The sequence below is a fragment of the Aequorivita iocasae genome (assembly GCF_016757735.1).
GTDB classification, from domain to species: Bacteria; Bacteroidota; Bacteroidia; order Flavobacteriales; family Flavobacteriaceae; genus Aequorivita; species Aequorivita iocasae.
Map to the genome: position 1 here is coordinate 586895 of NZ_CP068439.1, position 24364 is coordinate 611258.

General features: G+C 38.4%; 25 protein-coding genes. 19 read left to right on the plus strand and 6 right to left on the minus strand.

Translation table 11 applies throughout. The features are described 5' to 3' along the window. Positions 1 to 30: 30 nt before the first annotated feature. Complete coding sequence (locus JK629_RS02840) at positions 31 to 867, minus strand: glucosaminidase domain-containing protein (protein WP_202337126.1); 837 nt, start codon at positions 865 to 867, stop codon at positions 31 to 33. Between the two features lies 1 nt (position 868). Next, positions 869 to 1792 (minus strand): 1-aminocyclopropane-1-carboxylate deaminase/D-cysteine desulfhydrase, encoded by a 924-nt coding sequence (locus tag JK629_RS02845; protein WP_202337127.1) that lies wholly within the window; start codon positions 1790 to 1792, stop codon positions 869 to 871. A 378-nt stretch (positions 1793 to 2170) separates the two neighbouring features. Here JK629_RS02845 and JK629_RS02850 point away from each other — a divergent pair, with 378 nt between their 5' ends. The 6 genes from JK629_RS02850 to yidD all read left to right on the plus strand — a co-directional run bounded on the left by JK629_RS02850 (position 2171) and on the right by yidD (position 7155). Continuing rightward, positions 2171 to 5329 (plus strand): choice-of-anchor B family protein, encoded by a 3159-nt coding sequence (locus tag JK629_RS02850; protein ID WP_202337128.1) that lies wholly within the window; start codon positions 2171 to 2173, stop codon positions 5327 to 5329. Between the two features lie 66 nt (positions 5330 to 5395). Next, entirely contained in the window at positions 5396 to 5686 is a 291-nt protein-coding gene (locus JK629_RS02855; RefSeq protein WP_202337129.1) for a sensor histidine kinase, read from the plus strand. A 20-nt stretch (positions 5687 to 5706) separates the two neighbouring features. Beyond that, positions 5707 to 6084 (plus strand): response regulator, encoded by a 378-nt coding sequence (locus tag JK629_RS15460; RefSeq protein ID WP_237460068.1) that lies wholly within the window; start codon positions 5707 to 5709, stop codon positions 6082 to 6084. A gap of 53 nt (positions 6085 to 6137) precedes the next feature. After that, the gene (locus tag JK629_RS15465) at positions 6138 to 6353 is read left to right on the plus strand and encodes a helix-turn-helix transcriptional regulator (protein ID WP_225626102.1); all 216 of its coding nucleotides are present in this window, start codon (positions 6138 to 6140) and stop codon (positions 6351 to 6353) included. Between the two features lie 257 nt (positions 6354 to 6610). After that, positions 6611 to 6841: a hypothetical protein gene (locus tag JK629_RS02865; RefSeq protein WP_202337130.1), complete on the plus strand. Its 231-nt coding sequence runs from the start codon at positions 6611 to 6613 to the stop codon at positions 6839 to 6841. Next, on the plus strand, positions 6838 to 7155 hold the full coding sequence (gene yidD / locus JK629_RS15650; protein WP_202337131.1) for a membrane protein insertion efficiency factor YidD: 318 nt from the start codon (positions 6838 to 6840) through the stop codon (positions 7153 to 7155). The genes JK629_RS02865 and yidD overlap by 4 nt, the downstream gene beginning before the upstream one ends. 347 nt (positions 7156 to 7502) lie before the next feature. Here the strand turns inward: yidD and JK629_RS02875 are convergent, their stop codons facing one another. Beyond that, complete coding sequence (locus JK629_RS02875; protein WP_202337132.1) at positions 7503 to 9995, minus strand: DUF5686 and carboxypeptidase-like regulatory domain-containing protein; 2493 nt, start codon at positions 9993 to 9995, stop codon at positions 7503 to 7505. Between the two features lie 36 nt (positions 9996 to 10031). Next, positions 10032 to 11012, minus strand: a complete 981-nt coding sequence (locus JK629_RS02880) for a pyruvate dehydrogenase complex E1 component subunit beta (protein ID WP_202337133.1) — start codon at positions 11010 to 11012, stop codon at positions 10032 to 10034. Between the two features lie 217 nt (positions 11013 to 11229). Between JK629_RS02880 and JK629_RS02885 the strand changes: the two genes are divergently transcribed. The 4 genes from JK629_RS02885 (at position 11230) to JK629_RS02900 (ending at position 15537) form a co-directional block, all read left to right on the plus strand. Then, positions 11230 to 11970, plus strand: a complete 741-nt coding sequence (locus JK629_RS02885; RefSeq protein WP_202337134.1) for an electron transfer flavoprotein subunit beta/FixA family protein — start codon at positions 11230 to 11232, stop codon at positions 11968 to 11970. Positions 11971 to 11989: 19 nt separating this feature from the next. Continuing rightward, positions 11990 to 12958 carry an electron transfer flavoprotein subunit alpha/FixB family protein gene (locus JK629_RS02890; protein WP_202337135.1) on the plus strand — a complete coding sequence of 323 codons (969 nt, stop codon included), beginning with the start codon at positions 11990 to 11992 and terminating at the stop codon, positions 12956 to 12958. A gap of 153 nt (positions 12959 to 13111) precedes the next feature. Further along, complete coding sequence (locus tag JK629_RS02895; protein ID WP_202337136.1) at positions 13112 to 13735, plus strand: bifunctional nuclease family protein; 624 nt, start codon at positions 13112 to 13114, stop codon at positions 13733 to 13735. 92 nt (positions 13736 to 13827) lie between these two features. Beyond that, entirely contained in the window at positions 13828 to 15537 is a 1710-nt protein-coding gene (locus JK629_RS02900; RefSeq protein ID WP_202337137.1) for a NupC/NupG family nucleoside CNT transporter, read from the plus strand. Here JK629_RS02900 and JK629_RS02905 read toward each other — a convergent pair. Beyond that, on the minus strand, positions 15534 to 15899 hold the full coding sequence (locus tag JK629_RS02905) for a hypothetical protein (RefSeq protein ID WP_202337138.1): 366 nt from the start codon (positions 15897 to 15899) through the stop codon (positions 15534 to 15536). The two genes, JK629_RS02900 and JK629_RS02905, sit on opposite strands and share 4 nt — an antisense overlap. A 145-nt stretch (positions 15900 to 16044) precedes the next feature. Here JK629_RS02905 and JK629_RS02910 point away from each other — a divergent pair, with 145 nt between their 5' ends. The 5 genes from JK629_RS02910 to JK629_RS02930 all read left to right on the plus strand — a co-directional run bounded on the left by JK629_RS02910 (position 16045) and on the right by JK629_RS02930 (position 20351). Continuing rightward, the gene (locus tag JK629_RS02910; RefSeq protein WP_202337139.1) at positions 16045 to 16869 is read left to right on the plus strand and encodes a thymidylate synthase; all 825 of its coding nucleotides are present in this window, start codon (positions 16045 to 16047) and stop codon (positions 16867 to 16869) included. 19 nt (positions 16870 to 16888) lie between these two features. Continuing rightward, the gene (locus JK629_RS02915; RefSeq protein ID WP_202337140.1) at positions 16889 to 17323 is read left to right on the plus strand and encodes an energy transducer TonB; all 435 of its coding nucleotides are present in this window, start codon (positions 16889 to 16891) and stop codon (positions 17321 to 17323) included. A 231-nt stretch (positions 17324 to 17554) separates the two neighbouring features. After that, on the plus strand, positions 17555 to 18100 hold the full coding sequence (locus JK629_RS02920) for an energy transducer TonB (RefSeq protein ID WP_202337141.1): 546 nt from the start codon (positions 17555 to 17557) through the stop codon (positions 18098 to 18100). A 99-nt stretch (positions 18101 to 18199) separates the two neighbouring features. Continuing rightward, positions 18200 to 19363, plus strand: coding sequence for an ergothioneine biosynthesis protein EgtB (gene egtB / locus JK629_RS02925; RefSeq protein WP_202337142.1), 1164 nt, complete (start codon positions 18200 to 18202; stop codon positions 19361 to 19363). Between the two features lie 16 nt (positions 19364 to 19379). After that, positions 19380 to 20351: an L-histidine N(alpha)-methyltransferase gene (locus JK629_RS02930; RefSeq protein WP_202337143.1), complete on the plus strand. Its 972-nt coding sequence runs from the start codon at positions 19380 to 19382 to the stop codon at positions 20349 to 20351. Between the two features lie 30 nt (positions 20352 to 20381). Here the strand turns inward: JK629_RS02930 and JK629_RS02935 are convergent, their stop codons facing one another. Then, a complete protein-coding gene (locus JK629_RS02935) occupies positions 20382 to 21464 on the minus strand; it encodes an aminotransferase class V-fold PLP-dependent enzyme (RefSeq protein WP_202337144.1) in 1083 nt (360 codons plus the stop codon). 87 nt (positions 21465 to 21551) lie between these two features. On the opposite strand from JK629_RS02935, the gene JK629_RS02940 reads away from it, so the two are divergent. The 4 genes from JK629_RS02940 to fabD are packed head-to-tail and all read left to right on the plus strand — an operon-like array spanning position 21552 to position 24296. Continuing rightward, positions 21552 to 21989 carry a 2TM domain-containing protein gene (locus tag JK629_RS02940; RefSeq protein WP_202337145.1) on the plus strand — a complete coding sequence of 146 codons (438 nt, stop codon included), beginning with the start codon at positions 21552 to 21554 and terminating at the stop codon, positions 21987 to 21989. After that, the gene (locus tag JK629_RS02945) at positions 21986 to 22471 is read left to right on the plus strand and encodes a dihydrofolate reductase (protein WP_202337146.1); all 486 of its coding nucleotides are present in this window, start codon (positions 21986 to 21988) and stop codon (positions 22469 to 22471) included. Before JK629_RS02940 ends, JK629_RS02945 begins: the two co-directional genes overlap by 4 nt. A 59-nt stretch (positions 22472 to 22530) precedes the next feature. After that, the gene (locus tag JK629_RS02950; protein WP_202337147.1) at positions 22531 to 23376 is read left to right on the plus strand and encodes a fructosamine kinase family protein; all 846 of its coding nucleotides are present in this window, start codon (positions 22531 to 22533) and stop codon (positions 23374 to 23376) included. A 38-nt stretch (positions 23377 to 23414) separates the two neighbouring features. Beyond that, positions 23415 to 24296 (plus strand): ACP S-malonyltransferase, encoded by an 882-nt coding sequence (fabD, locus tag JK629_RS02955; RefSeq protein WP_202337148.1) that lies wholly within the window; start codon positions 23415 to 23417, stop codon positions 24294 to 24296. Positions 24297 to 24364: the final 68 nt, after the last annotated feature.

A 24364-nucleotide genomic window follows, 5' to 3' on the forward strand; every position in this document is an offset into this window, starting at 1 on the left:
CTGAAATTTTAAATTTCCACTCAAAAGATTTTACTGATTTTTTTCAGGATGCAAATACAAGATCTGCCCAATAGACAAATCGTTATTTTTTAAACCATTGTATTTTTTTAGGGTTTCAACGGTAATATTAAACCTTTTTGAAATACTGTAAAGGGTATCTCCAGCTTGTACGGAATAAGTTCCAATTTTTGCATCATCGGGGTCAATGGCACCCACCCTTCTTCCTAAGACCTCATCATCATAAGCGGTAAGATTATATCTTTCAATAATGCCTATAAGCTTGTCAGGATATTTGGGGTCTGTGGCATAGCCCGCGTTTCGCAAGCCTTTTGCCCAACCCTTATAGTCATCCTTGCGAAGTTTGAATAAATCTTGATAGCGGCTTCGCTGTGTTAGGAACAAAGAGTGGTCTCTATAGGAATATTTAGGGTCGTTATATTTTCTAAAGCATTCGCCACGCTCGTCATCATCATGATAAACGCGGTCGCCTTCCCAGCCTGTATGGCATTTTATCCCAAAGTGATTATTGGCCTTCAATGTAAGCTCACCGGCCCCGGCACCACTTTCCAAAATTCCTTGGGCCAATGTAATGCTGGCGGGTATTCCGTATTGCAGCATCTCTTCCTTGGCAATTTCACCATATTCTTTAATGTAATTGGCCACGCGTTCGCTATAAGGTATGTTGACCGGCACTACTACAACCTCGGGTTCTTCTGCCTTTGTATCCTTTTCCTTTACGGTTTGATTTACCCTAACAACACGTTCGGTGTTATGTTTTTTTCGGTACTTGGTCGCGGTTTTTTTTGATTTGCAACTGCTAAAACAAACGATAACTACAAGAAGAAGGATAGTAATTCTGCCAATCATTTTATTCAATTATAGGTAGGTTTTTCTTTTTCAACTTTTGATTCATTCCGGCCATGCCCTGTAAGCCTCCGGTATGGACTGCAAAAATACGGCTATTTTCTTTGAAATGCCCTTTTTTTAAAAGGTCCATAATGCCATACATCATTTTTCCGGTATAAACCGGATCCAGCGGAATATTGGTCTCTTTTTTAAACTTATTCATAAAACGTATTAAATCAGCATCTATTTTACCATAACCGCCGAAACTATATTCATCCGTTATAGAAAAATTGCTTTTTAATGTATACTTTTCAATTTCTCGTGATTGAAAGATACCCTTTAATGCCGAAAATCCAAGAATGTGTTGAGTTTTATTTGATGCCTTTACCAATCCCGCCATGGTACCGCCAGTACCCACTGGGACGCAAATATAATCAGCACTTTCTGGAATATCCTCTAGAATTTCTTCGCAGCCCTTTACCGCCAAGGCATTGGTGCCTCCTTCGGGAAGGAGGTAAAAATCTCCAAACTTTTCTTTTAGATTATTAATAAATTCGAGTTGATCTTTGCACTTGTATGAATCCCTTGATATAAAGTGTAATTGCATTCCACAAGTAGCGGCAAAAGTAAGTGTAGGATTTTCAGAAATTTTACCTTCAAGCTCCTCTCCTCTAATTATGCCAATAGTATGGAAACCCATTTCCTTGCCGGCTACAGCTACTGCAGCAATGTGGTTTGAAAAAGCTCCTCCAAAAGTAAGTAAGGTTTCATAACCGTTAATTTCGGCAAATTGGATATTGTATTTAAGCTTTCTGAATTTGTTGCCTGATACAAAAGGATGCAACATATCCTCTCGCACCACATACAGCGAAAATGAATCCATTCCAAACGATGAAAGGGAAATATTCACCAAGCTACGATTTTTAAAATCAAAAAAAGTGTTCATTCCTCCAAAGATAATAAGACAAGTGCCATAAAAAACCAAATAAAATAAAAGAGCCGACAATATAAATTACAAAAACGCAAACCATTGTCAGAAAAAACTTAAATAAATGTGAAAAAATGTAGGAAATAACTGATAAATAACAATTTATGAAAAAATAAATCAAACATTTTATCCGGAAAATTTGCACTTTATCGGAATTATGTTATATCATTGTACGAATATTTTCAACAACCCCAAATCATGAAAATACAACTACTTCTGCAATTAACAAACCATAGTATATAACCACGAGTATATACTATGGTTTTATTTTTTAAAAAAATAGATTCTTTAACTCATGTCAATTTCATACACTATTGCCCCAAAAAACTTGTAAATATGAAACGATTCTTACAATATTTTTTATTGCTTAGTGCCCCACTACTTTTTTCACAGACTCCCTGTGTCAATGGAATGGCCGGCGGTTTCCCTTGTGATGGACTTACTTTGCAAGGACATATAAGCATTGCGAATTTAGGAGGCAAGGCATATTCGGGGAATAATCCAATGGAAGCACAGGATTCTTGGGGCTGGACAGATCCACAGGATAACAAAGAATATGCACTTGTAACACTTAACGACGGAATTGCCTTTGTAGATATTTCTGTACCCACCAGTCCAAGATTTTTGGGGAAATTAAACTCTACTACTGGAGCGACTAGCTGGTGGCACGACGTGAAGGTTTATAATAATCATGCCTATATAGTGAGTGAAAGTTCAAACTTTGGAATGCAAATTTTTGATCTTACAAGATTAAGAAATCTTTCTACAAGTACTATTAATACTAGTGGTCCAAACCCCATGAGAATATTTACACGCGATGGATTATATACTGGTGTATCTACCACCCATAACTTGATTATAAATGAAGAAACAGGTTACTTGTATTTATTAGGCTCCAACCGGAATGGTGGCGGTCCCAGAATTTTAAATTTAAATAGCAACCCCACAAACCCAACAGCAGTAGGAAATATTTCAACTTGGGGTTATTGTCATGATGCTCAAGTTGTATTGTATGATGGTCCCGATCCCGATTACCAAGGCCATGAAATTTTTGTTGGCGCTTTTGGGGGAAACAAAAAAGTTAACATAATAGATGTTACCAATAAAAACAGCCCCACTCTCATTTCATCCGTAACCTATCCAAATATGTTCTATACACATCAGGGTTGGTTTACTGAAGATAAACGCTTTTTTATTGCAGGCGATGAAGTGGATGAAGAAAATATTGGAGGAGGCACCCGTACTTTTGTCTTCGATTTAACTGATCTCGACAATCCCTCTTTACATTATACATACGAAGGCCCAACCGCAGCTATAGATCATAATGGCTATGTTGTAGGAAATCGTTTTTATTTGGCTAATTACAATGCTGGAATGAGAGTTTTAAAAATTGATAATATATATAATTCCACACCTACGATGAGTGAAATCAACCATTTTGACACCCATCCAAGTACAGACAATGCTTCTTTTTATGGAGCGTGGAATGTATACCCGTTCTTCAAAAGCGGAAATATTATTATTAGTGATTTGAATGAAGGTCTCATTATCGTAAAAGATCCCTTTTTTGACAATATACCTCCTGTTGCAATTTGCCAAAACTATACAGCAACTCTTGACAAAAACACCGGCAGCGTAACTATCACCGCTGATGACATAGATAACGGTTCCACAGATAATTTCGGGATAACTAAAAGAACAATTACTGCAGGTCAAACCATTTTCACCTGTAAAGATGTTGGACAAACTTTTAATCTAACCCTAACAGTAGAAGATGATTATGCAAACAAATCGTCATGTACTGCAACTGTTACTGTTGCTGCGCCCACAACAATTTACTCAGGAAATAATTGGAACAATGGCTCTCCAGGCCCTGGCTCAAATGCCAAAATAAGTAGTAATTATGATACTGCTACCAAAGGAAGCATCGACGCTTGTACTTGTGAAATTGATGCATCAAGAACCCTGACCGTGGCAGCAGAAGACTATTTAAATGTAACAAAAGATATTACAGTAAATGGCAACCTTATTGTAGAACACCAAGGCAGCGTGGTTCAATCAGACGATAGTGCACTAGTAACAAACAATGGCACTATCAATGTTAACTACACAACTCCGTTTATGGTCCCTAGAGTATTTCTTGTTATGGGAAGCCCAATGACCACAGAAACCCGCAATGGAGCTTTCGGAAATTCATATATGTTCCTGAACCATTTAACTGAAAACTTTCTCCCAAATCCAGATGTTGCGGCCCAATTCCCCGGCGCGGAAAATTTTGCAGATGATAATCAAGACAATTGGGTTAACTTTACAGGAACTTTAAATCCAGGCGAAGGCTACATTTCGCGACCACAATTGAACGGAAATGATGGCAATAAAACGTATGATATTACTTTTGAGCAAGGTACTCTAAACAGTGGAAATATTGATTTTACTGTAAAGTATAATGGAAACAGAAACAGCAGCCCAAATGTGTTAGCCAATCCGTACCCTTCGGCTATACGTGCCATAGATTTCATAACAGCCAATAGTATGGTTAATGAAGTTTATTTTTGGAATCCCAACACACCACCAAGCCCGCTACTTCCGGGCGCATATACCATGAATTTCAGTATGGAGGATATTTCCATGTATAACCTTTCCGGCGGAACCTATGCACCATCAGACCCAACACAAACGCCTCCCAACGGATTTATTTCCACGGGGCAAGGGTTTGGCATTAAAGCTACCGCTTTAGGAGTTGCCTCCTTTAGTAATTCCATGCGCGTAACCGACAATAACAATACAGCAACCCGGCCTACACAAGATGGTATAAACCGTATTTGGATAAAAGTAACAAACGACCAATATGAAATGGGCAATAATACACTAGTTGCTTTTTCTCCCTTTGCTACAAATGAAATGGATGCCGGTTATGACAGTAAAAGGATGGCTACGGTAGTTTCCCTTTACACCCATCTGGAAGATGCTTCAGAAGAATTAGGCATACAAAGTAGGGCGGCTTTTGAAGATGGTGCAAAAGTGCTTATGGGCTTTTCTACATTAATGGACGAAAGTCTAGACTATACAATTACCATTAAAGACCTTGAAGGTGTAGGCCTTGAGAACGCCACGGTATTTCTTATAGATAATGAATTAAACATATCGACCAATTTATCCCAAGAGAGTTATACTTTTAAAGCCGAAAAAGGGACTTATAATGCGCGCTTCACTTTACATTTTAGAAGTAATGAAGTATTGGGAGATGAAAATACTGGTCTTCAAAACGTGTCAATCTATCCAAACCCAACCGCAAACGTTATTAAGGTGGTATCTCCAGATGCTAGATTGAGCACCTTGGAAATATTTGATATTAGCGGAAGAAGGCTTCAAAGCATTGATTTGTCTACTAACACACAATACCAGGCAGATCTAAGCAATCTGCAAAGTGCGGTTTATTTCATCAAAATAAATACAGATAAAGGCTCGGTTACCAAACAGATAATCAAACAATAAATCCCCACAATCAATTATTTACTTTACCTAGATAAAGACCGCTGTAAGGCGGTCTTTTTTTTATTAATGAAATTGGATTGGGTAAGTATTTCTGAAATAAAAAAAGTCACAGTTTTTAGGGTGCTGCAAGAATTAATGACCAATATGAAAAAATACAGTGAAGCCTCTGCAGTAGTACTTTCATTTCAGCAAGTGGGTAAAAAAATAACAATTGAATATACCGACAATGGTAAAGGTTGTATCATAAAAAATAAAAATGGCCTCCAAAATGCGGAAAACCGTATTCATGCCATAAAGGGAACAATTACTTTTGATTCTGAACCCGGAAAAGGGTTTAAATCAAAAATTAACATATGAGCATGTTTAAAAAAGTTTTGGTGTCAGACGACTTAGATTGTATCAACCAAGGTGTAATATCAGTATTGAATTCACTGGAAATTGAACACATTACGCAAGTCGCTTACTGTGACGATGCCTTTCTGCAAATAGAAAAAGCCATCTTGGAAAATACACCATTCGACTTATTGATAACCGACCTCTCGTTTGTTGCGGATCATCGCAAGCAAAAATATCCATCCGGCGAAACTTTAATCAGCGCCCTTAAACAAAAGCATCCCCAACTTAAAATAATTGCCTATTCCGTAGAGGACAACTTGCAAAAAGTACGTACAATAGTTTTAGACTGCAATGCTGATGCCTATGTTTGTAAAGGACGGTACGGACTCAAACAATTAGCCAGGCCATTGAGGAAGTAAGTCAGGGTAAACAATATCTTTCTCCCCAAATAGCAAACGCTCTTCATAAAAAATTGACTATAGATATTAGCGATTACGATATTGAGGTTCTTAAACTACTTTCCCGCGGTTATTCCCAAAAGGAAATAAGCAATGATTTCCTTGCAAATGATATAACACCATCTAGCCTTAGTTCCATAGAAAAAAAAATCCGCAAGCTTTGCGATCATTTTAAAGCAAACAATACCATCCATCTGGTGGTAATAGTAAAAGACCTAGGGCTTATATAAAATTTTATTTCCTGAACTACCTAAACCCCTAAATCTTAATACCTACTTCTTGCCGCCTATAGAATTCTGCAAATAATTTTTTGCACCATACGGATTTCCGTAAAAAAACACCCCGCTCTCTTTCTAAATTTGTTATGTAAATAGCCATCTACATATTCTGGGGAGAATAGGTAGGTTATTTTCAATCCCTTACGGAATCCTGTAAGGGATTTTTATTTGTAGGCTGTAAGTTTGACAAAAAATATAAAACAAATACCATGGAGTACAAGGTAGTTCCCTTCGCCGCACACTTAGACCATAAAACAGGATACTCTAACCATGTATCTATACAACTGGAACAATTAATAAACAAATATTCAGAACAGGGTTGGACCTTTCTCCACATGGAGACTATAACAAACCATCTAATAGGTACTGCTGGATGCTTTGGCTTTGGTGCAAAACCCGGATTTACATTGGTAAGCAATATGTTGGTTTTTAAAAAATGATTAAGGCAATTCTAATTTTAATTATTAAGTGCTATTGGCTAATAATACCAAGGAGCAGTCGAAGAAAGTGCTTGTTCAAAGTATCATGTTCCCATTATGTATACCAACAAACCAAAATAAATGGTCATGCAGGATTGCGGGCACTGCTTTTCAGAATAAAAAACTGCAATCCCAGTTACCAAATAATTGACTTGGGAGATGAAAAAATACTAGTAACTAAAACCAATAAAGTCTTTTCTGAAAAGGAACTGAACAAATTAATTTTAAATCCACCCAATGCACCGGAAAAAACAAAAGCCCCCAAGCAATGCTAACGCATAACCAAAAATGGGAGATGCTATCATCATTGATGTGCAAAATGAGGAAGCCAAATATATCGCAGGCGGCCACCTTCCCCTCTAATCATATGGTTCTTTTGAAGTATTGCATTTTCCATGGGGAAAGAGCTCTTTGGACCGGGTTAATGCTAGAGAGCGGTTTTTAGAATTTAAAAGGTAGTCTGCAACTTTAGTTTATACGTAGCGGCACCGAATTGAAACATTGTAGATAGAGTCAAAAAATGATCACAAGGGCCGAGTGAACTTCAGTGAACCAAAACACACCTACAAAAGATTACAAGAAAATAATAAAGTGAAATGAGGGACCAATAGAAATAATATTCCTAAAAAGAAAATCCAAAAACCCCCGTAATCCCAAACTCTCGGGCGCCCGGATTGTCAAGATAATTCCCACGAAAATTGAAGTCCAGTCTAAAAACCCGAAAGATGTTGCCCACGCCTACACTCCATTCCCAATAGATTTCTTCGGGCGCCTGATACACAATATTTGAAGCATTTAAATCTTTATTTTCTTGGGATATGGTACCATATACTGCCCGAAAACCAACAACTTCACGCAAATCGAGCTTTCGAAGTAATGGGATTCGAGAAAAAATTCTACCTCCAAAATTATGTTGCAAGTGGAGCGATGCGTAGGTATCACTAACAAATTCGTAATAATCCAATTGTGTAAAACTATTGTAAAGGCTAAAATAAGTCTGATTTCCAGGGATGGGATTTAATAAACTTAACGGAACTGCACCAATGGTTGTGCCCACTTCAACCGTGGATAACAAACGACCTAACCCTCCAATATTCCAAGGCTGCGTGTATAGAGCCTGTAACTTTTTATACTCAAAATCGCCCCCCATCACATCTTTTAAACCATAACTATAACCCGCGTAAAATGAAGGGAAATCTCCGTCATTAATCACTGTTCGCTCCACTCCGTATCCTGAGGTTTTTCTGCCGGGAGTGTAAAAGAATCCAAATTGGATTTCTGCCTGCTTTAGTTCGCTTTTTACCTCTCCGGTAAAAACACCGTCTTCCATTACCTTATAGTCAATACTGAAAGTATCGGTTGCCGATTTCAACGTACGGTAGGAACCGGTTAAGCGTAAAATAAAATTTTTCCAAGGCTCAATATCAAAACCCACGGTGCTTAAGTTTATCCGCGAAAGTCTATCGTTAGCCCCAACAGACAGCAAAGAAGAAGATGCAAGGCTACGCCCCAAAACATCATTGCTGTTGGTTAAACTAGCCCCCGTCTGCTCTACATCGCGTCGGTTACCTCCGTAAACTGTAAGGCGTGATTTTCTATCCAGCAACCATTTTCCGGAAATACCATATTTGAAACGCTCATCTTTAAAACCATATGCTCCAAAGCCCTCCAATCGCCAGGAATCATTTTGAGTAAAATAGGTTCTGCCTCCAAGACGAATCCGTAAGCCTTCGGCTTCATTAAAACCAAAAATTGAAAACACAGGGCCCACGTCAAAATTATTGACTTCGTAATACCCGCTGGCCAAAGTTGCGCCTATATTATACAGCGCCTTAAAACGGCGGACAGTTTTAAGTGTGTCCAGCATATCATACACGCCTTTTTCGTCCTTGCTAAGTTTCTCCATCCGGTTCTTATCCCAAAACTCGTCCGGACGGTTGTAAACTTCATAATTATAAGGATCTACTTGCTGGGCATAAAACTTTTTGTCTTTGGGAATGTTGAAAACATAATTGTCATATAAGGTAGTTCGCTTACCATAAACACCTTTCGCCTCTTCCTTTTTCCGAAAGCTGAAATCACTCATGAAATAGTCACGGGTAATTAGAAAGGTAGAATCGTTCAGCACCTCAAACTCTTGTTCAATATATACATCGCGCACCCAGTTTAAGTTCGCACTTTTGGATGCCTGCATGTTTATTTCCTTTATTGCCCACGTAGTATCATTGACCCAAAAGTCTCCTTTAAAAGTTAATTCATTTTTGCGTCTGGGGTAATAAACAATGTTATAACACCATTTGTTATCGCGGTAAGCGCTATCGCGAAGTACGTAATTGTAAACATCTATTCCAGTTCGGGATAATGGACTGGTAAAAGCTTTGTCGAAAAATTTTAGGTAATTGTCATATACATCATATTCGCTGTAAAGATCTTTTACAAAGGCTATGAGAGTTTGGTTGTTCTCAAAACCTGAATTCTTGTTTCCCTGAAGCACTTCCTTTTCTTCATTTAGCAAGTTGTCACCATATACCTTGGAAGCCGCTTCGTTTATAAATATGGGCAAATATGTGTTTCCCGTAACGTTTGAAGTATCGGTTTGGTCAAAAATAAATTCCATCCCTTTAAAAACCCTACTTTTAATAAGAGCACTATCAATTGTGTTCAAATCAAATTCCAGTTTTTCGTATTTGTCGTACTGATACTGTTTGAACTTTTTAACTCCGTTTTCTCTTCGGTTTTCCCAGATCTTCCGCAGAATATCAATAGCGGGATTGTTCTTCTTTGAAGTTTTCCCGCTGTAAACTACTACCTCGTCCAATGCTGAGGCGCTTTCTTCAACCACCACTTCCATGTTGTAGGTACTACGGGAGCTAAGCTCTACTTCTTTGGTAGTATAGCCTATAAATGAAAAAACGACCGTTTTATAGGTTTTGTCGCTCTCCAAATAAAAACGTCCGTTTTCATCTGAAATAGTACCTTCTTGCGAATCTTTAAAAATCACATTGGCGAAAGCCACCGGATAACCGGTTGGGTCCTTTATGGTACCACTAACCTTGGTTTGTGCAAATGCCGAAGCGCCTAAAATTAAAATTGAAAAGAATAATAGGCGCTTCATAATGGTAGTGACTGAATTTTTAGTACGGATATAAAATTAGTCTCTATAAAGAACTTTCTTTACGGCCTTAACAACATCTTCACTATTTGGCAACCATTCCTCCAATAAAGCTGGTGAATATGGTGCGGGAGTGTCGGCTGTATTTATTTTTACAATTGGAGCGTCCAGATAATCAAAAACTTCGTTCTGAACTTGATATGTTATTTCAGTAGCAACATTTCCGAAAGGCCATGCTTCTTCTAAAATTACCAAACGGTTGGTTTTTTTTACCGATTCAAATATAGCCTCATAATCTAAGGGACGAATAGTGCGTAAATCGATAATCTCGCACTCAATGCCTTCTTCGGCAAGGGTTTCAGCAGCTTTATAAGCTTCTTTTATAATTTTTCCAAAAGAAACAATGGTTACATCCTTTCCTTTTCTTTTAATATCGGCAACCCCCAAAGGAATCAAATATTCGCCTTCGGGCACTTCATCCTTATCGCCATACATTTGCTCGCTCTCCATAAAAATCACTGGATCATCATCGCGGATTGCGCTTTTCAACAGTCCTTTTGCATCAGCTGGGTTACTCGGCACCACAACTTTTAACCCGGGACAGTTTGCGTACCAGCTTTCAAAGGCCTGGCTATGAGTTGCGGCAAGTTGCCCCGCAGAAGCTGTTGGCCCACGGAAGACGATAGGAATATTAAACTGCCCGCCGCTCATTTGGCGCATTTTGGCAGCGTTGTTTATTATTTGGTCAATGGCAACCAAAGAAAAGTTGAAGGTCATAAACTCAATAATCGGTCTGTTGCCGTTCATTGCCGAACCTATACCAATACCTGAAAAGCCCATTTCGGAAATTGGAGTATCTATTACACGTTTTGCACCAAACTCCTCGAGCATTCCTTTACTGGCTTTATAAGCCCCATTATACTCGGCCACTTCCTCGCCCATTAAATATATAGATTCGTCGCGACGCATTTCTTCGCTCATCGCCTCGGCTATTGCCTCTCTGAATTGTAATGTCTTCATCTGTCTAAATTGAAATGTAAATAACTGAAATTTTTCAGGGATAGCAAAAATACTATAATTACCATCTGTTTAGGTATATTTTCTTCACTTTTAACCAAAATTTATTATGCGTGCATAACAAAAAAAGGAAATATATTCTTAACTTCGCACACGAGCAATTTGAAAGCCTTTTGGTTTCTATTTGCTGAAAATTTACAATCCAAAAACACTTCAAAAAATGAAAATATTAGTCTGTATCAGTCACGTACCGGACACAACTTCCAAAATTAATTTTACTGACGGCGATAGCAAGTTTGACACAAATGGGGTTCAGTTCGTAATCAATCCAAATGACGAATTTGGTCTTACTCGAGCTATGTGGTTTAAAGAAAAACAAGGAGCCACAGTACACGTGGTAAACGTTGGAGGTGCTGAAACTGAGCCTACACTTCGCAAAGCATTGGCTATTGGAGCCGATGAAGCTATTAGAGTAAACACTGCTGCAACCGATGGTTTTTCAGTTGCAAAACAACTTGCAAATGTTGCAAAAGAAGGCGGTTACGATTTGGTAATTGGCGGTAGGGAATCAATCGATTACAACGGCGGAATGGTACCCGGAATGGTTGCCAAACTAATTGGCGCAAACTTCGTAAATACCTGTATCAGCCTTGAAGTGGAAGGCGATAAAGCCACAGCAATTCGCGAAATAGATGGCGGAAAGGAAACTTTGAAAACATCACTTCCGTTGGTAATTGGCGGACAAAAGGGGTTGGTTGAGGAAAGCGATCTTCGCATCCCAAATATGCGCGGTATTATGCAGGCCCGCACAAAACCTTTGAACGTTAAAGAACCTGTGGATGCAAACGCCGAAACAAATACGGTGTCATTTGCAAAACCTGCACCTAAAGGTGCGGTAAAGTTGGTTGATAACGTAGACGAATTGGTGAACCTTCTTCATAACGAAGCGAAGGTAATTTAAGAATTAAAAAAAGAAAGACATGTCAGTTTTAGTATATACAGAATCAGAAGAAGGAAAAATTAAAAAAATAGCTTTGGAAGCAGTTTCGTACGCAAAAGGAATTGCGGACCAAATGGGAACTTCGGTTACTGCCGTTACCATTAATACCAATGATGTTTCAGATTTGGGGAAATACGGAGCTTCAAAAGTTTTGCAGGTTTCCAATGAAAAATTGAACAAGTTTAACGGCGAAGCGTATGCCGATGTAATCGGCCAAGCTGCAAAAAATGAAGGCGCACAAGTAATTGTATTAACTTCTAGCGCAAACAGTAAATTTTTGGCCCCCACCCTCGCAGTTAACCTTGAAGCGGGTTACGTGGCAAACGTCATCGCCCTTCCTGAAAGCACTTCTCCATTTAAGGTAAAACACAGCGTTTTCACAAACAAAGCCTTCGCTACTACCGAAATTAAAACCAATATTAAAATAATTGGGTTGGGAAAAAATTCATATGGATTGAAGGAAAATGAAACCTCAGCTTCCACTGAAACTTTCTCGCCAAATCTTGATGCCCACGATTTTGATATGGAAATTGTTTCCGTAGATAAAGCAACCGACAAAGTAACCATTGCCGATGCAGAAATAGTTGTTTCCGGAGGTCGCGGCCTGAAAGGCCCCGAAAACTGGGGAATGGTTGAAGAGCTTGCGCAAACGCTTGGTGCTGCCACAGCTTGTTCAAAACCGGTGAGCGATATGGGCTGGAGACCGCATAGCGAGCACGTGGGGCAAACTGGAAAACCAGTGGCTTCCAACCTTTATATTGCAATCGGTATTTCCGGCGCAATACAGCATTTGGCGGGCATTAACGCCTCAAAAGTAAAAGTGGTAATCAATAACGATCCCGAAGCACCTTTCTTTAAGGCTGCAGACTACGGTATTGTAGGCGATGCTTTTGAAATAGTACCAAAACTCACCGAAAAATTAAAAGAATTTAAAGCGCAAAACGCATAATTTTTTATTAATTTGTACCCCGAAAAAGGGCTGTTTAGATAGGGAAACATCCAAATTTAAACACCCCTTTTTTTATTGATTTTTTATTCGTTACTTTTATAAGCCATTGTTTAACTGAACACTGCAAAAGGAATATTACAACAGTACTGAAGAATGAGTTTAGTAAAACTTACCATAAAAGGAATATCTTACAGCCAAACCCAAAATGGCGCCTACGCACTTATCTTGAACGAAGTGGACGGCGAACGCAAATTGCCGATAGTAATTGGCGCTTTTGAGGCACAGTCCATTGCTATTGCCTTGGAAAAAGACATTACCCCGCCTAGGCCTCTTACCCACGACCTTTTTAAGAATTTCGCTGACCGTTTTGAAATTGTGGTGAAGCAGGTAATCATCCACAAACTGGTGGATGGGGTTTTTTATTCAAGCATTATTTGTGAACGTGACAAAATCGAAGAGATTATTGATGCACGTACCAGTGACGCCATAGCATTGGCCCTTCGGTTTAAAGCACCCATTTTTACTTATAAAAACATTTTGGACAAAGCAGGTATTTATCTTAAAACTTCCACTTCCAAAAAAACACTTTCAAAAAAGGAGGAAGCAGTTATTGAAAACTTAATTCTTGGAGAAGATAAAGAATCTGTAAAGCCTTCACGGGAAGATTATTCCAAGTTTAGCCTAAGTGAATTAAACAAAATGCTGGACGCTGCCGTAAAAGACGAAAATTATGAAAAGGCAGCAAGCCTACGCGACGAAATATCAAAAAGGGAGTAGGTTTATTATTATTTTTAAAAAAATATAACCCCCTTTAGCGAACCTGTCTAGAGCGCAGTTTAAGCAATAAAGGGTTGGAGTTTAAACAGAATATGCGAAAATTCACACTTGTAGCCATTGCGCTTTTTTTCATCGGCAATACTTTTGCTCAAAGCATTGAAAAAACCTGGCAATTTTCCGAAGTAAAAGATGAAAACGGCCTTTCCGTTCTAAATATAAACCCTGAAAAGGATTTCCTTAAACTCGAAAACGGTGTTTTTGAATATCAGGTTGCCAGTGATAGTTTAAAGTCGAGCGGCGATTATATGTTTCAGAACAATTTATTGGTGCTATTTTTCAACAATCCCACAGACAGCATTAGAAGATTTCGCGTAGAGCAAATTACAGATAGCACACTTTCCCTTTCAGAAAAAAATTACAAATACCAGCTAAAAACGCCCAACATGCAAAATGCTTCGGCATTGGAGACCGTTACTAAAACTTCAGAGATAATTCCCAGCGCAGGCTTTTCTTTCCAAAGTCTTTGGCGTGGTGTTTTAGGGATGTTTTCATTAATAATTATAGCTTTTCTTTTCAGCTCAAACAGAAAGGCTATCAATTGGAAAACGGTGGGTCTTGGACTGGCTTTCCAACTGTTGATTGCCATTGGTGTTTTGAAAGTAAATTTTATAAAAAATGCCTTTGAAGGTGTGGGCCAAATATTTGTAAATGTCTTGGATTATACCAAAGCAGGAAGCGAGTTCCTTTTTGGCGGAATGCTGGATATCAACTCTTTCGGTTTCATCTTTGCGTTTCAGGTATTGCCAACCATTATATTTTTCTCTGCACTTACTTCTGTGCTTTTCTATTTCGGAATTATCCAAATAGTTGTAAAAGGAATGGGATGGCTGCTTACAAAGCTTTTGAATATTTCAGGCGCTGAAAGTTTGAGCGTTGCAGGAAACATCTTTTTGGGCCAAACCGAAGCCCCGCTTTTGATTAAAGCATATTTGGAAAAAATGAACAAGAGCGAAATGCTACTTGTTATGATTGGCGGAATGGCAACTGTTGCGGGAGCTGTACTTGCTGCGTATATCGGCTTTTTGGGCGGTGACGACCCCGAATTGCGATTGACTTTTGCCAAACACCTTTTGGCAGCCTCCGTCATGGCAGCGCCAGGCGCTATCGTGATTTCTAAAATACTCTATCCGCAGACTGAACCTATCAATACTGATGTAAAGGTTTCTTCTGAAAAAATTGGCTCCAACTTTTTGGATGCTATTGCCAATGGAACTACTGAAGGTTTGAGACTTGCGGTAAACGTGGGCGCTATGCTTTTGGTTTTTGTAGCCTTTATTGCAATGCTCAACGGAATATTAGGATGGGTTGGCGAAGTAACTTCAGTCAATAGTTGGGTTGCCGAAAAATCTGCTTATGACAGTCTTTCTTTGGAAGCAATATTGGGGACGGTATTTGCTCCTTTAATGTGGCTTATAGGCGTGGCAAAAGAAGATATGTTTATGATGGGCCAATTATTGGGAATAAAACTTGCCGCAAGTGAGTTTGTTGGGTACATTCAGTTAGCAGAACTTAAAAACGTAACCAATGAGCTACACCTTAACTACGAAAAAAGCATCATTATGGCCACTTATATGCTGTGTGGGTTTGCGAATTTTGCATCCATCGGAATTCAGATTGGCGGAATTGGTTCTCTGGCACCCGGACAGCGAAAAACCCTTTCTAAGTTTGGGATGAAAGCTTTGATTGGCGGAACAATTGCATCGTTAATATCTGCAACTATCGCGGGAATGATTATTGGCTAATAGCTTCCTATAACTGTTTTTGCCCAATCAGAAGCTTCTTCTATAGACTGGAAGTAACTAAAGGCGCCCTCAAATAGACCTTGCTCCTCGATAGCTTCATTTTTAACAGCATTGTTATTTGAAACAATTGCTATCCCTACCACACTTTTAGATTTTTTACTATTGTAAACCTCAGGGTTCACTCTTTTTGCCATTTCCCTATTAGAAACTACCACACATTTCCGCCCTCTATAATGTGAATCAATTATTCCCACAAACTCCTCTGCCTCTTCAAGATCATAAACAGATGCATTAAAGTGAAAAATTGCATACAAGGGGTAGCACTCCAATATCCCGGTTGATAGCTGATATTTATTTTCCATTTGCTCAAGGATTTCGAATTAAATTTAATCAAAATTTTAACATAATTCTGAATCGTTAATAACTTATTTAAAAGCAATTCAGAAATAATTTGAGCATCAACATCCCTATTAGTATTTTTAGACCAATAATCTATTTGCACATACAATGAAACAATATCACGATCTTCTAAGGCACGTAATGGAAAATGGTACTGTAAAAAAAGACCGCACGGGCACAGGCACCAAAAGTGTTTTTGGCTACCAAATGCGCTTTGATCTCAGTGAAGGTTTTCCTATGGTCACCACTAAAAAACTTCATCTAAAATCTATAGTTTATGAACTTTTGTGGTTTTTGAATGGCGATACAAATGTGAAATATCTTCAGGAAAATGGGGTGCGTATTTGGAACGAATGGGCAGATGAAAATGGCGATTTGGGCCCCGTTTATGGCCACCAATGGCGAAACTGGAACAGTGAGGAGATTGATCAAATTTCAGATATCATAAAAACCCTAAAAACCAATCCCGATAGCCGCCGAATGCTCGTTAGCGCTTGGAATCCCAGTGTTTTGCCAGACACCTCAAACTCTTTTTCCGAAAATGTATCCAATGGTAAGGCAGCGCTTCCACCCTGCCATGCCTTCTTTCAATTTTATGTAGCCGATGGTAAGTTATCCTGCCAGCTTTACCAACGCAGCGCCGATATTTTCTTGGGCGTTCCTTTCAACATTGCATCCTATGCACTATTAACGATTATGATGGCGCAGGTTTGTGGCTATCAGCCTGGCGATTTTGTCCACACCTTTGGCGATGCCCATATTTACAGCAATCATTTTGAACAAGTAGAACTTCAATTATCGCGTGAACCGCGAGCTTTGCCAAAAATGTTGCTTAATCCAGAAGTAAAAGATATATTTGGCTTTACTTTTGATGACTTTACACTTGTGGATTATAATCCTCACCCCCACATTAAAGGTGCTGTTGCCGTTTAACTTAAACTAATTCTTCAAAATGAAAACCCTACTTATTGCAGTATGCATTCTATTCTCAACCACCATCTTTGCACAAGAAGAATGGGGTGATGTTAAAAAAAACACAGTGACCCTTAAAGAAATAGGGCCAATCTGGCCAGGTTGTGAAAATGGTAGCGCTGCAGAACGCGATAATTGTTTCAACAACAAACTAGCAACACACATTGCCAAAAACTTTAAATATCCACCAGAGGCCTACAAAAAGAACGAGGAAGGTAGAGTAATCGTAGAATTTATTATAAACGAACAAGGCATGGTAGAAGTGAAAAATGTTTCCGGAGGATCAAAAGCGTTGCAGGATGAAGCCAAACGAAATATTATGGCCATCCCGAAAATGGCAAAACCCGGAATGATGGGCGGTAAACCTCGCACTATTAAATTTACGGTCCCTTTTACTTTTAAAACCGGGAAATAGTTTTGCTAAAAGGTTTAGTTTTCGCATTATTCCTTTTAATTTACTTAAAGAGTTTCGGACAATTTATAAGTCTTGAGGCTTGTAATGAAAGTAGCAGCATTGCTTCTCGAAATACCTGTTTTAAAAGTTATATTGAAAGTATATTACTTAATGCATTTGAAGAAAACAAAAGTAAGATTAAGTTAGGTCACGATTCTGATAAATTGCATTTGGAAGTATTAGTAGATGAAAATGGAAACTTCAAAATTTTATCATCTAGATGTTAAAAATATTGGATTATACAAAATTACCGAAAAAGTCATCGAAAACTTACTTCCTATTTCTAAATATAAAAATATTGAAGGAGTTACGCTTTACGATACATTTAATATTGAACTAGATTTTCCTTTAAAAAAAATTCCACATACAACTAAAGAAAAAATTTATACTCTTCAAAGTGTAGAAAAAAGTCCTGAGTTTCCTGGATGTTATGCTGATAAAAATGAAGAGCTCAGAGTCTGTATGTCTGAAAATATAAAAACACATATTGCCAATAATTTTAATGTTTTTTTAAAACCAAACTCCAGAGTTAAAAAAGGAAATCAACGCATAAATATTCAGTTTATAATCAATAAAAATGGATTTGTGGATGATATTAAAGTAAAAGCAAAATTTAAAGAATTAGAAAAAGAAGCAATTCGGGTTATAAAAAGTCTTCCAAAGATGACCCCAGGCAAAAACGGAAAAGAATCTGTTGATGTTTTATTCCTTTTACCCATGACTTTCAAATTACAATGAGGTTTTAAAATATGGTGATGGCCTTTAACATGATTTAAACATATACCGAAAATTATATTATTAACTTTAAAGTGTCGTAAAAAAATACGGCACTTTTTTATGATTGCTACAGATACACTGGTTTCCTTCTTTCTCGAAACCCGCCAACATACAGAAGATATTTGCAAACCGCTGGAAATTGAGGATTATGTGGTACAGCCCATTGTGGACGTTTCCCCTCCCAAATGGCACTTGGGCCATACCACTTGGTTTTTTGAGGAATTCATTTTAAAGCCCCACAAACCAAATTACAAACTCTTCCACGAGGACTTCGCTTTTGTTTTTAACAGCTATTATGAAAATGTGGGCAAACGAGTAATAAGAAATGATCGCGGCAATCTCTCGCGACCCGGCGTTGCAAAGGTTTATGATTACAGGCAGTATGTTACCAATGAAATGAAGGATTTTCTTTCAGAGGAAATTTCCGCAGAAATTGAAGAAATTCTTCTAATAGGAATCCATCACGAAAAACAGCATCAGGAACTTCTGGTTACAGATATAAAATACATCCTAGGAAATAACCCGCTATTGCCGAAATACAACGACTCCTTTTCAGAAAATCCGCGCCAGAATTTTCAACGGGAGTGGATTGAAATGTACGAAGGTATTTATGAAATAGGCCATACAAATTCCGACGAATTCTGCTATGACAATGAGCTAGGAAGGCACAAAGTATATCTACACGATTATAAAATTTCAAACAAGCTTGTTACCAATGCCGAATACCTGGAATTTATAAATGCCGGAGGTTACCAAGATTTTAATTTGTGGCACGCCGAAGGCTTGGACTGGGTGAAACAAAACCAGATAGAAGCCCCAATGTATTGGCACAATATTGATGGGGAATGGCACCAATATACATTGAATGGACTTCAAAAATTAAATATTAATGCCCCCCTTTCCCACATTTCCTATTATGAAGCTTTTGCATTTGCACAATGGAAGGAATGCCGCCTACCCACTGAATTTGAATGGGAAGTAGCCCAAGAAAATTTTGAATGGGGCAACCGTTGGGAATGGACTGAGAGCGCATACCTGCCCTACCCAGGTTACACCAAAGCTCCCGGCGCCATTGGCGAGTACAATGGAAAATTTATGGTAAACCAAAAAGTGTTGCGCGGCGGTTCCGTGTCAACATCTTCCAAACATACACGACCTACTTACAGAAATTTTTTCCACCCTAATCTGCGGTGGCAATTCACAGGATTAAGGTTGGTGAAATAATAACGACTACCTCTCTATGGCAACAACTACCGCTACGCTTTTGGACACTACCTTTAAAAAAGAAGTTTTTGAAGGTCTCAGTGCATTTCCTAAATATTTATCTTCGAAATATTTCTATGATAAAAAGGGCGATAAGCTCTTTCAGGAAATTATGGCAATGCCCGAATATTATCTTACTGAGTGCGAATTCCAAATACTTTCATCACATACTGAAACCATTGGAGAGCTTTTTCGTGACCGCGAAAACGGTTTGGATTTAATTGAACTTGGCGCTGGTGATGGGAAAAAGACAAAGGTTCTGCTAAAATATATGGCTGAAAATAACTTCAATTTTATTTACAAGCCCATTGACATTAGTGAAAATGCCGTGGAAATGCTGTCAAATAATCTCGCCGAAGAAATGCCAGCTTTAAATGTAGATGCTGAAGTGGGAGAATATTTTGAAGTCCTGGAAAGATTGAAAGGTTTTAATAAACGCAAAAAGGTAATAATGGTTTTGGGAAGTAATATCGGAAACCTAAAACATCCAAAGGCAATTGAATTTCTCACTCAATTAAAAGATGTAATGCTTCGGGATGATCTGCTGTTCATGGGTTTTGACCAAAAAAAGAATCCACAAAGCATACTAAACGCGTACAATGACAAATCTGGAATTACAGCGGCATTCAACAAGAATATTTTAACCCGAATAAATCGTGAGCTTGAAGGAAATTTTGATATTGAAAAATTCACTCATTGGGAATCCTACAATCCCGAGACGGGTACTGCCAAAAGTTTTTTGGTTGCTAACGAAGCGATGCAAGTAACTATCGAAAAGTTGCAGTTAACTGTAAATTTTGATCAATGGGAAACCATCCACACCGAAATTTCACAGAAATACGATGATAAAACGGTACAATGGCTTGCAGAAAAATCTGGCCTCGAAATTGAAACTTCCTTTACGGATGAAAAAGAATATTATAAGAATTATGCTTTTAGAAAACTTTAATTTGCTGAAGTGGAATGTACGCTATATCTCTCAATTCATTTTTAAAATCTCTATAAGCCTTTCCAGTTCCTCATCCGTATTGTAGTAATGAAAACTTACACGAATTCCACCACCACGTGGGGAGCATACAATTTTGTTCTCTTGCAATTTTTGAAATAGTGCTTTATCACCTTTTAAATTATAAATAGAAGAATGTTTTTTGCGCAGCAGCGTATCATTTCTCAATAAATTCATATCGGTAAAACATGCTTTCGCCTTTGCTGAAAGTGAAGCAATTTTTTGATACAGATTTTCTTTTCCAATTTTTTTCTGAAATAATATCGCTTGCTCCAAACTGCCATAATTCAAGGTGTCTTGGTGGCCCGGTTCAAAATGCTTCATAAAGGCAGTTTCCGTTGCCAAACTTTCAAAACGTTCGGCAGAATTGAACCCGATGGTCTTTGGAAAAATCCTTTCACGCGCAGCTTCCTTCACCATTATAAATCCATTGCCATAGCCCGCCGTTAGCCATTTGTAGGCGCTCGTCCCTAAAACATCAATTGCATTTTCGGTAAAACTGAAATTTTCCGTTCCCAAATATTGGGTGCCGTCAGCAATTAAAAGTAGGTTGGGGTGATAGCTTTTTAACTGTTTCAAAAATTCAAAATCTATTTTTATCCCGTTTAACCATTGTACAATGCTGAACATAAAAATATCAGGCCTGTGCTTTGCCACCGTCTCCTCAATATTCTGTTCCAAATTTTCATCAATTTCAGCATAACAGACATCAAAATCGCGGGTTTCCACTGGCCAATTCACGGAAGGATAATCATTTTTTAAAAGAAGTATTTTTTGCCCTTTCGGAAGTCCTTCCAAGGTAGTGTTTATTCCAAAGGATAAATTGGGAACCAAGGCAGTTTCATCTGTAGCGGCATTGAAGAAATCAGCAACTGTTTTACGGATTTGTTCAATATGAACTTTATGTTTATCTCGAAAAACGCTCGCATGGTTCATTAAATCCAGATCGTGTTGTCTGCGCCATTCAACAACAGGCTTTGGAATTACGCCATTTGAGGCAGTATTTAAGTAGGTGCAGGATTCCAGAGCGGGAAAGTGTTTTCTTAAATCTTCCATAAGTGGGTGGCCAAAATGGCGAATTTTAGGTATTTTTACAAGACAGATTTTAGCAGCGCTTGTTGCATTCAACGAAAGTAACCAACTATGTTTTCAAAAACTAAAAAAACCGAAAGAATTGATGCTGAACAGCGCGAGCAATACGAGTACGCCCGTAGCCGCATCAAACAGAAAAAAAACTTGATGCGCCATTTTATACTGTTTTTGGTGGGCTCCGTTTTGTTAATTCTCATAAATCCTATTTTAGGGTATGGCGAAAATTTCTTTATAAAGGATTGGTTTATTTGGGCCATTTTAATTTGGACTTTTATATTCCTCGTGCATCTTTTCAATGTTTTTGTAATGAACAAGTTTATGGGCAAGGAATGGGAAGATCGCCAACTTGAAAAATTGAAAGCACGACAAGCAGAACGCATGGCTGAACTTCAGAAAAAAGTAGAAACAGAACTACAACTGCCTACAACCCCACCAGGCACTTCAAAAAAAAACGAACTGAACAACCCATTACCGCCAGACGTACAATGATAACCATGATTGCCGCCGCGGGCGAGAATAACGAACTGGGAAAGAACAACGACCTGCTTTGGCACTTGCCCGATGATTTTAAGCGTTTTAAGCAATTAACTACGGGCCACCATATTATTATGGGGCGCAAGACATTTGAATCGTTCCCAAAACCGCTTCCTAACAGAACCCACATTATAATTACCCGAAATAAAGACTATAAAAAAGAAGGTGCCATAGTGGTGCAAACCTTGGAAGATGCTTTCAATATTGCAAAAGATGACCCAAAACCTTATATAATTGGAGGTGGTGAAATATATAAAATAGGACTTCCCTTTGCACAAAAAATTGAGCTTACCCGAGTCCACGAAACTTTTAAGGATGCTGATACTTTTTTTCCAGAGTTTTCAAACGAGAAATGGGAACTAATTTCCGAAGAGGAGCATCCTAAAGATGAAAAACATAAGTATTCCTTTACATATGAAACTTGGGTGCGCAAATAATACCTTTTAAAACCTCGCAATTTTTTAAAAGCAGTAAGGTTTTATAAAAAGCATCAAACTTGAAAGCCATTCTAAAAAATATAGCTTCACAAAACAATTTCAACTTTATTGATTGCAAACCACTTTCGGGAGGTGACATCAACAAAGTTTTTCTTCTAAAATGTGAAGAAGGAAATTATGTTGTTAAAATAAACAATGCTTCCAAATTTCCTGGAATGTTTCAGGCAGAAGCTAAAGGACTTCAGCTTTTACAGGCTACGGAAAGTTTCCAGATTCCGAAAATCATCGCTGTTGGTGTTTTTCAAAATCATTCATATTTAATGATGGAATATTTGAAAACAGGAACTCCAAATTCAAATTTCTGGAAAAAATTTGCTGAAAATTTGGCAACACTGCACAGAACCACACAGCAAAATTTTGGATTGGACCACGATAACTATATAGGCAGTCTTCCTCAGAAAAACGGCTTCTGCAGCTCGGCTTCAGAATTTTATATCACCCAGCGTTTGGAGCCACAGTTTAAAATGGCTTCAGACAAAGGCTTTCATTTTAATAACTTAGAGGGATTTTTTAAGAATATTTCTGTGGAAATCCCGAACGACCCCCCGTCCCTAATTCACGGAGATCTTTGGAATGGCAACTATATGGTTTCCGAAACTGATGAGCCTGTTTTAATAGATCCCGCGGTGGCTTTTGCGCCGCGTGAAATGGATATTGCCATGATGAAATTGTTCGGTGGTTTTTCAGAAGAAGTTTTTTTAGCTTATAATGCTATTTTTCAACTAAGTGAAGGCTGGAAAGAACGGGTTCCGCTTTGGCAACTCTACTATTTATTGGTACATCTCAATCTTTTCGGAAGTGGTTATTTGTCACCAGTCAATTCCGTTATGAAAAGATATTCCTAATAATAAATCCTATTTTTGTATTTCTAAACCAATTGACAATGAAAGCATATATATTTCCCGGACAGGGCGCCCAATTTACGGGAATGGGCAAAGATCTTTATGAAAACTCTTCGAAAGCGAAAGAAATGTTTCAACAAGCCAATGAGATTTTAGGTTTCGATATTTCCAAAACAATGTTTGAAGGCAGTGCCGACGAGCTTAAAGAAACCAAAGTTACCCAACCCGCTATTTTCCTTCATTCCACCATTTTGGCAGAAGTTATGGGCAATAAATTCCAGCCAGATATGGTAGCAGGACATTCCTTAGGTGAAATTTCGGCATTAGTTGCCAATAGAACGCTTGCCTTTAGCGATGGGTTGCTACTGGTTTACAAACGTGCATTGGCAATGCAAAAAGCCTGTGAAAAAACACCCTCAACAATGGCGGCTGTTTTAGGGCTGGAAGACCATTTAGTTGAAGAAATATGTGCAACCACACCTGGAATTGTTGTTGCCGCAAATTATAACTGCCCCGGCCAATTGGTAATTTCTGGCGATGTGGATGCTGTTGGAAAAGCCTGTGAAAGTTTGAAAGAAGCTGGTGCACGCAGAGCTTTGATTTTACCGGTAGGTGGCGCTTTCCACAGTCCATTGATGGAGCCTGCTCGTGAAGAGCTGGCAGCGGCTATTGAGGCAACACAATTTACCGAACCTGCCTGCCCTATATATCAAAATGTTTCAACATTTGCGGTTACTGATCCTTCAAAAATAAAGGAAAACCTCATCTTTCAACTTACTGCTCCGGTTAAGTGGACACAGAGTGTACAGAATATGATAAAAGATGGAGCTACTAAATTTATTGAAGTTGGTCCAGGCAATGTTTTGCAGGGGCTCGTGAAGAAAATTGATGCATCTGCAGAAACTGAAAAAGCGGAAGTATAATTTGATATTTCGAAAATAAAAACACCGAACGGAAAATTCCGTTCGGTGTTTTTATTTCATTTAGTTTT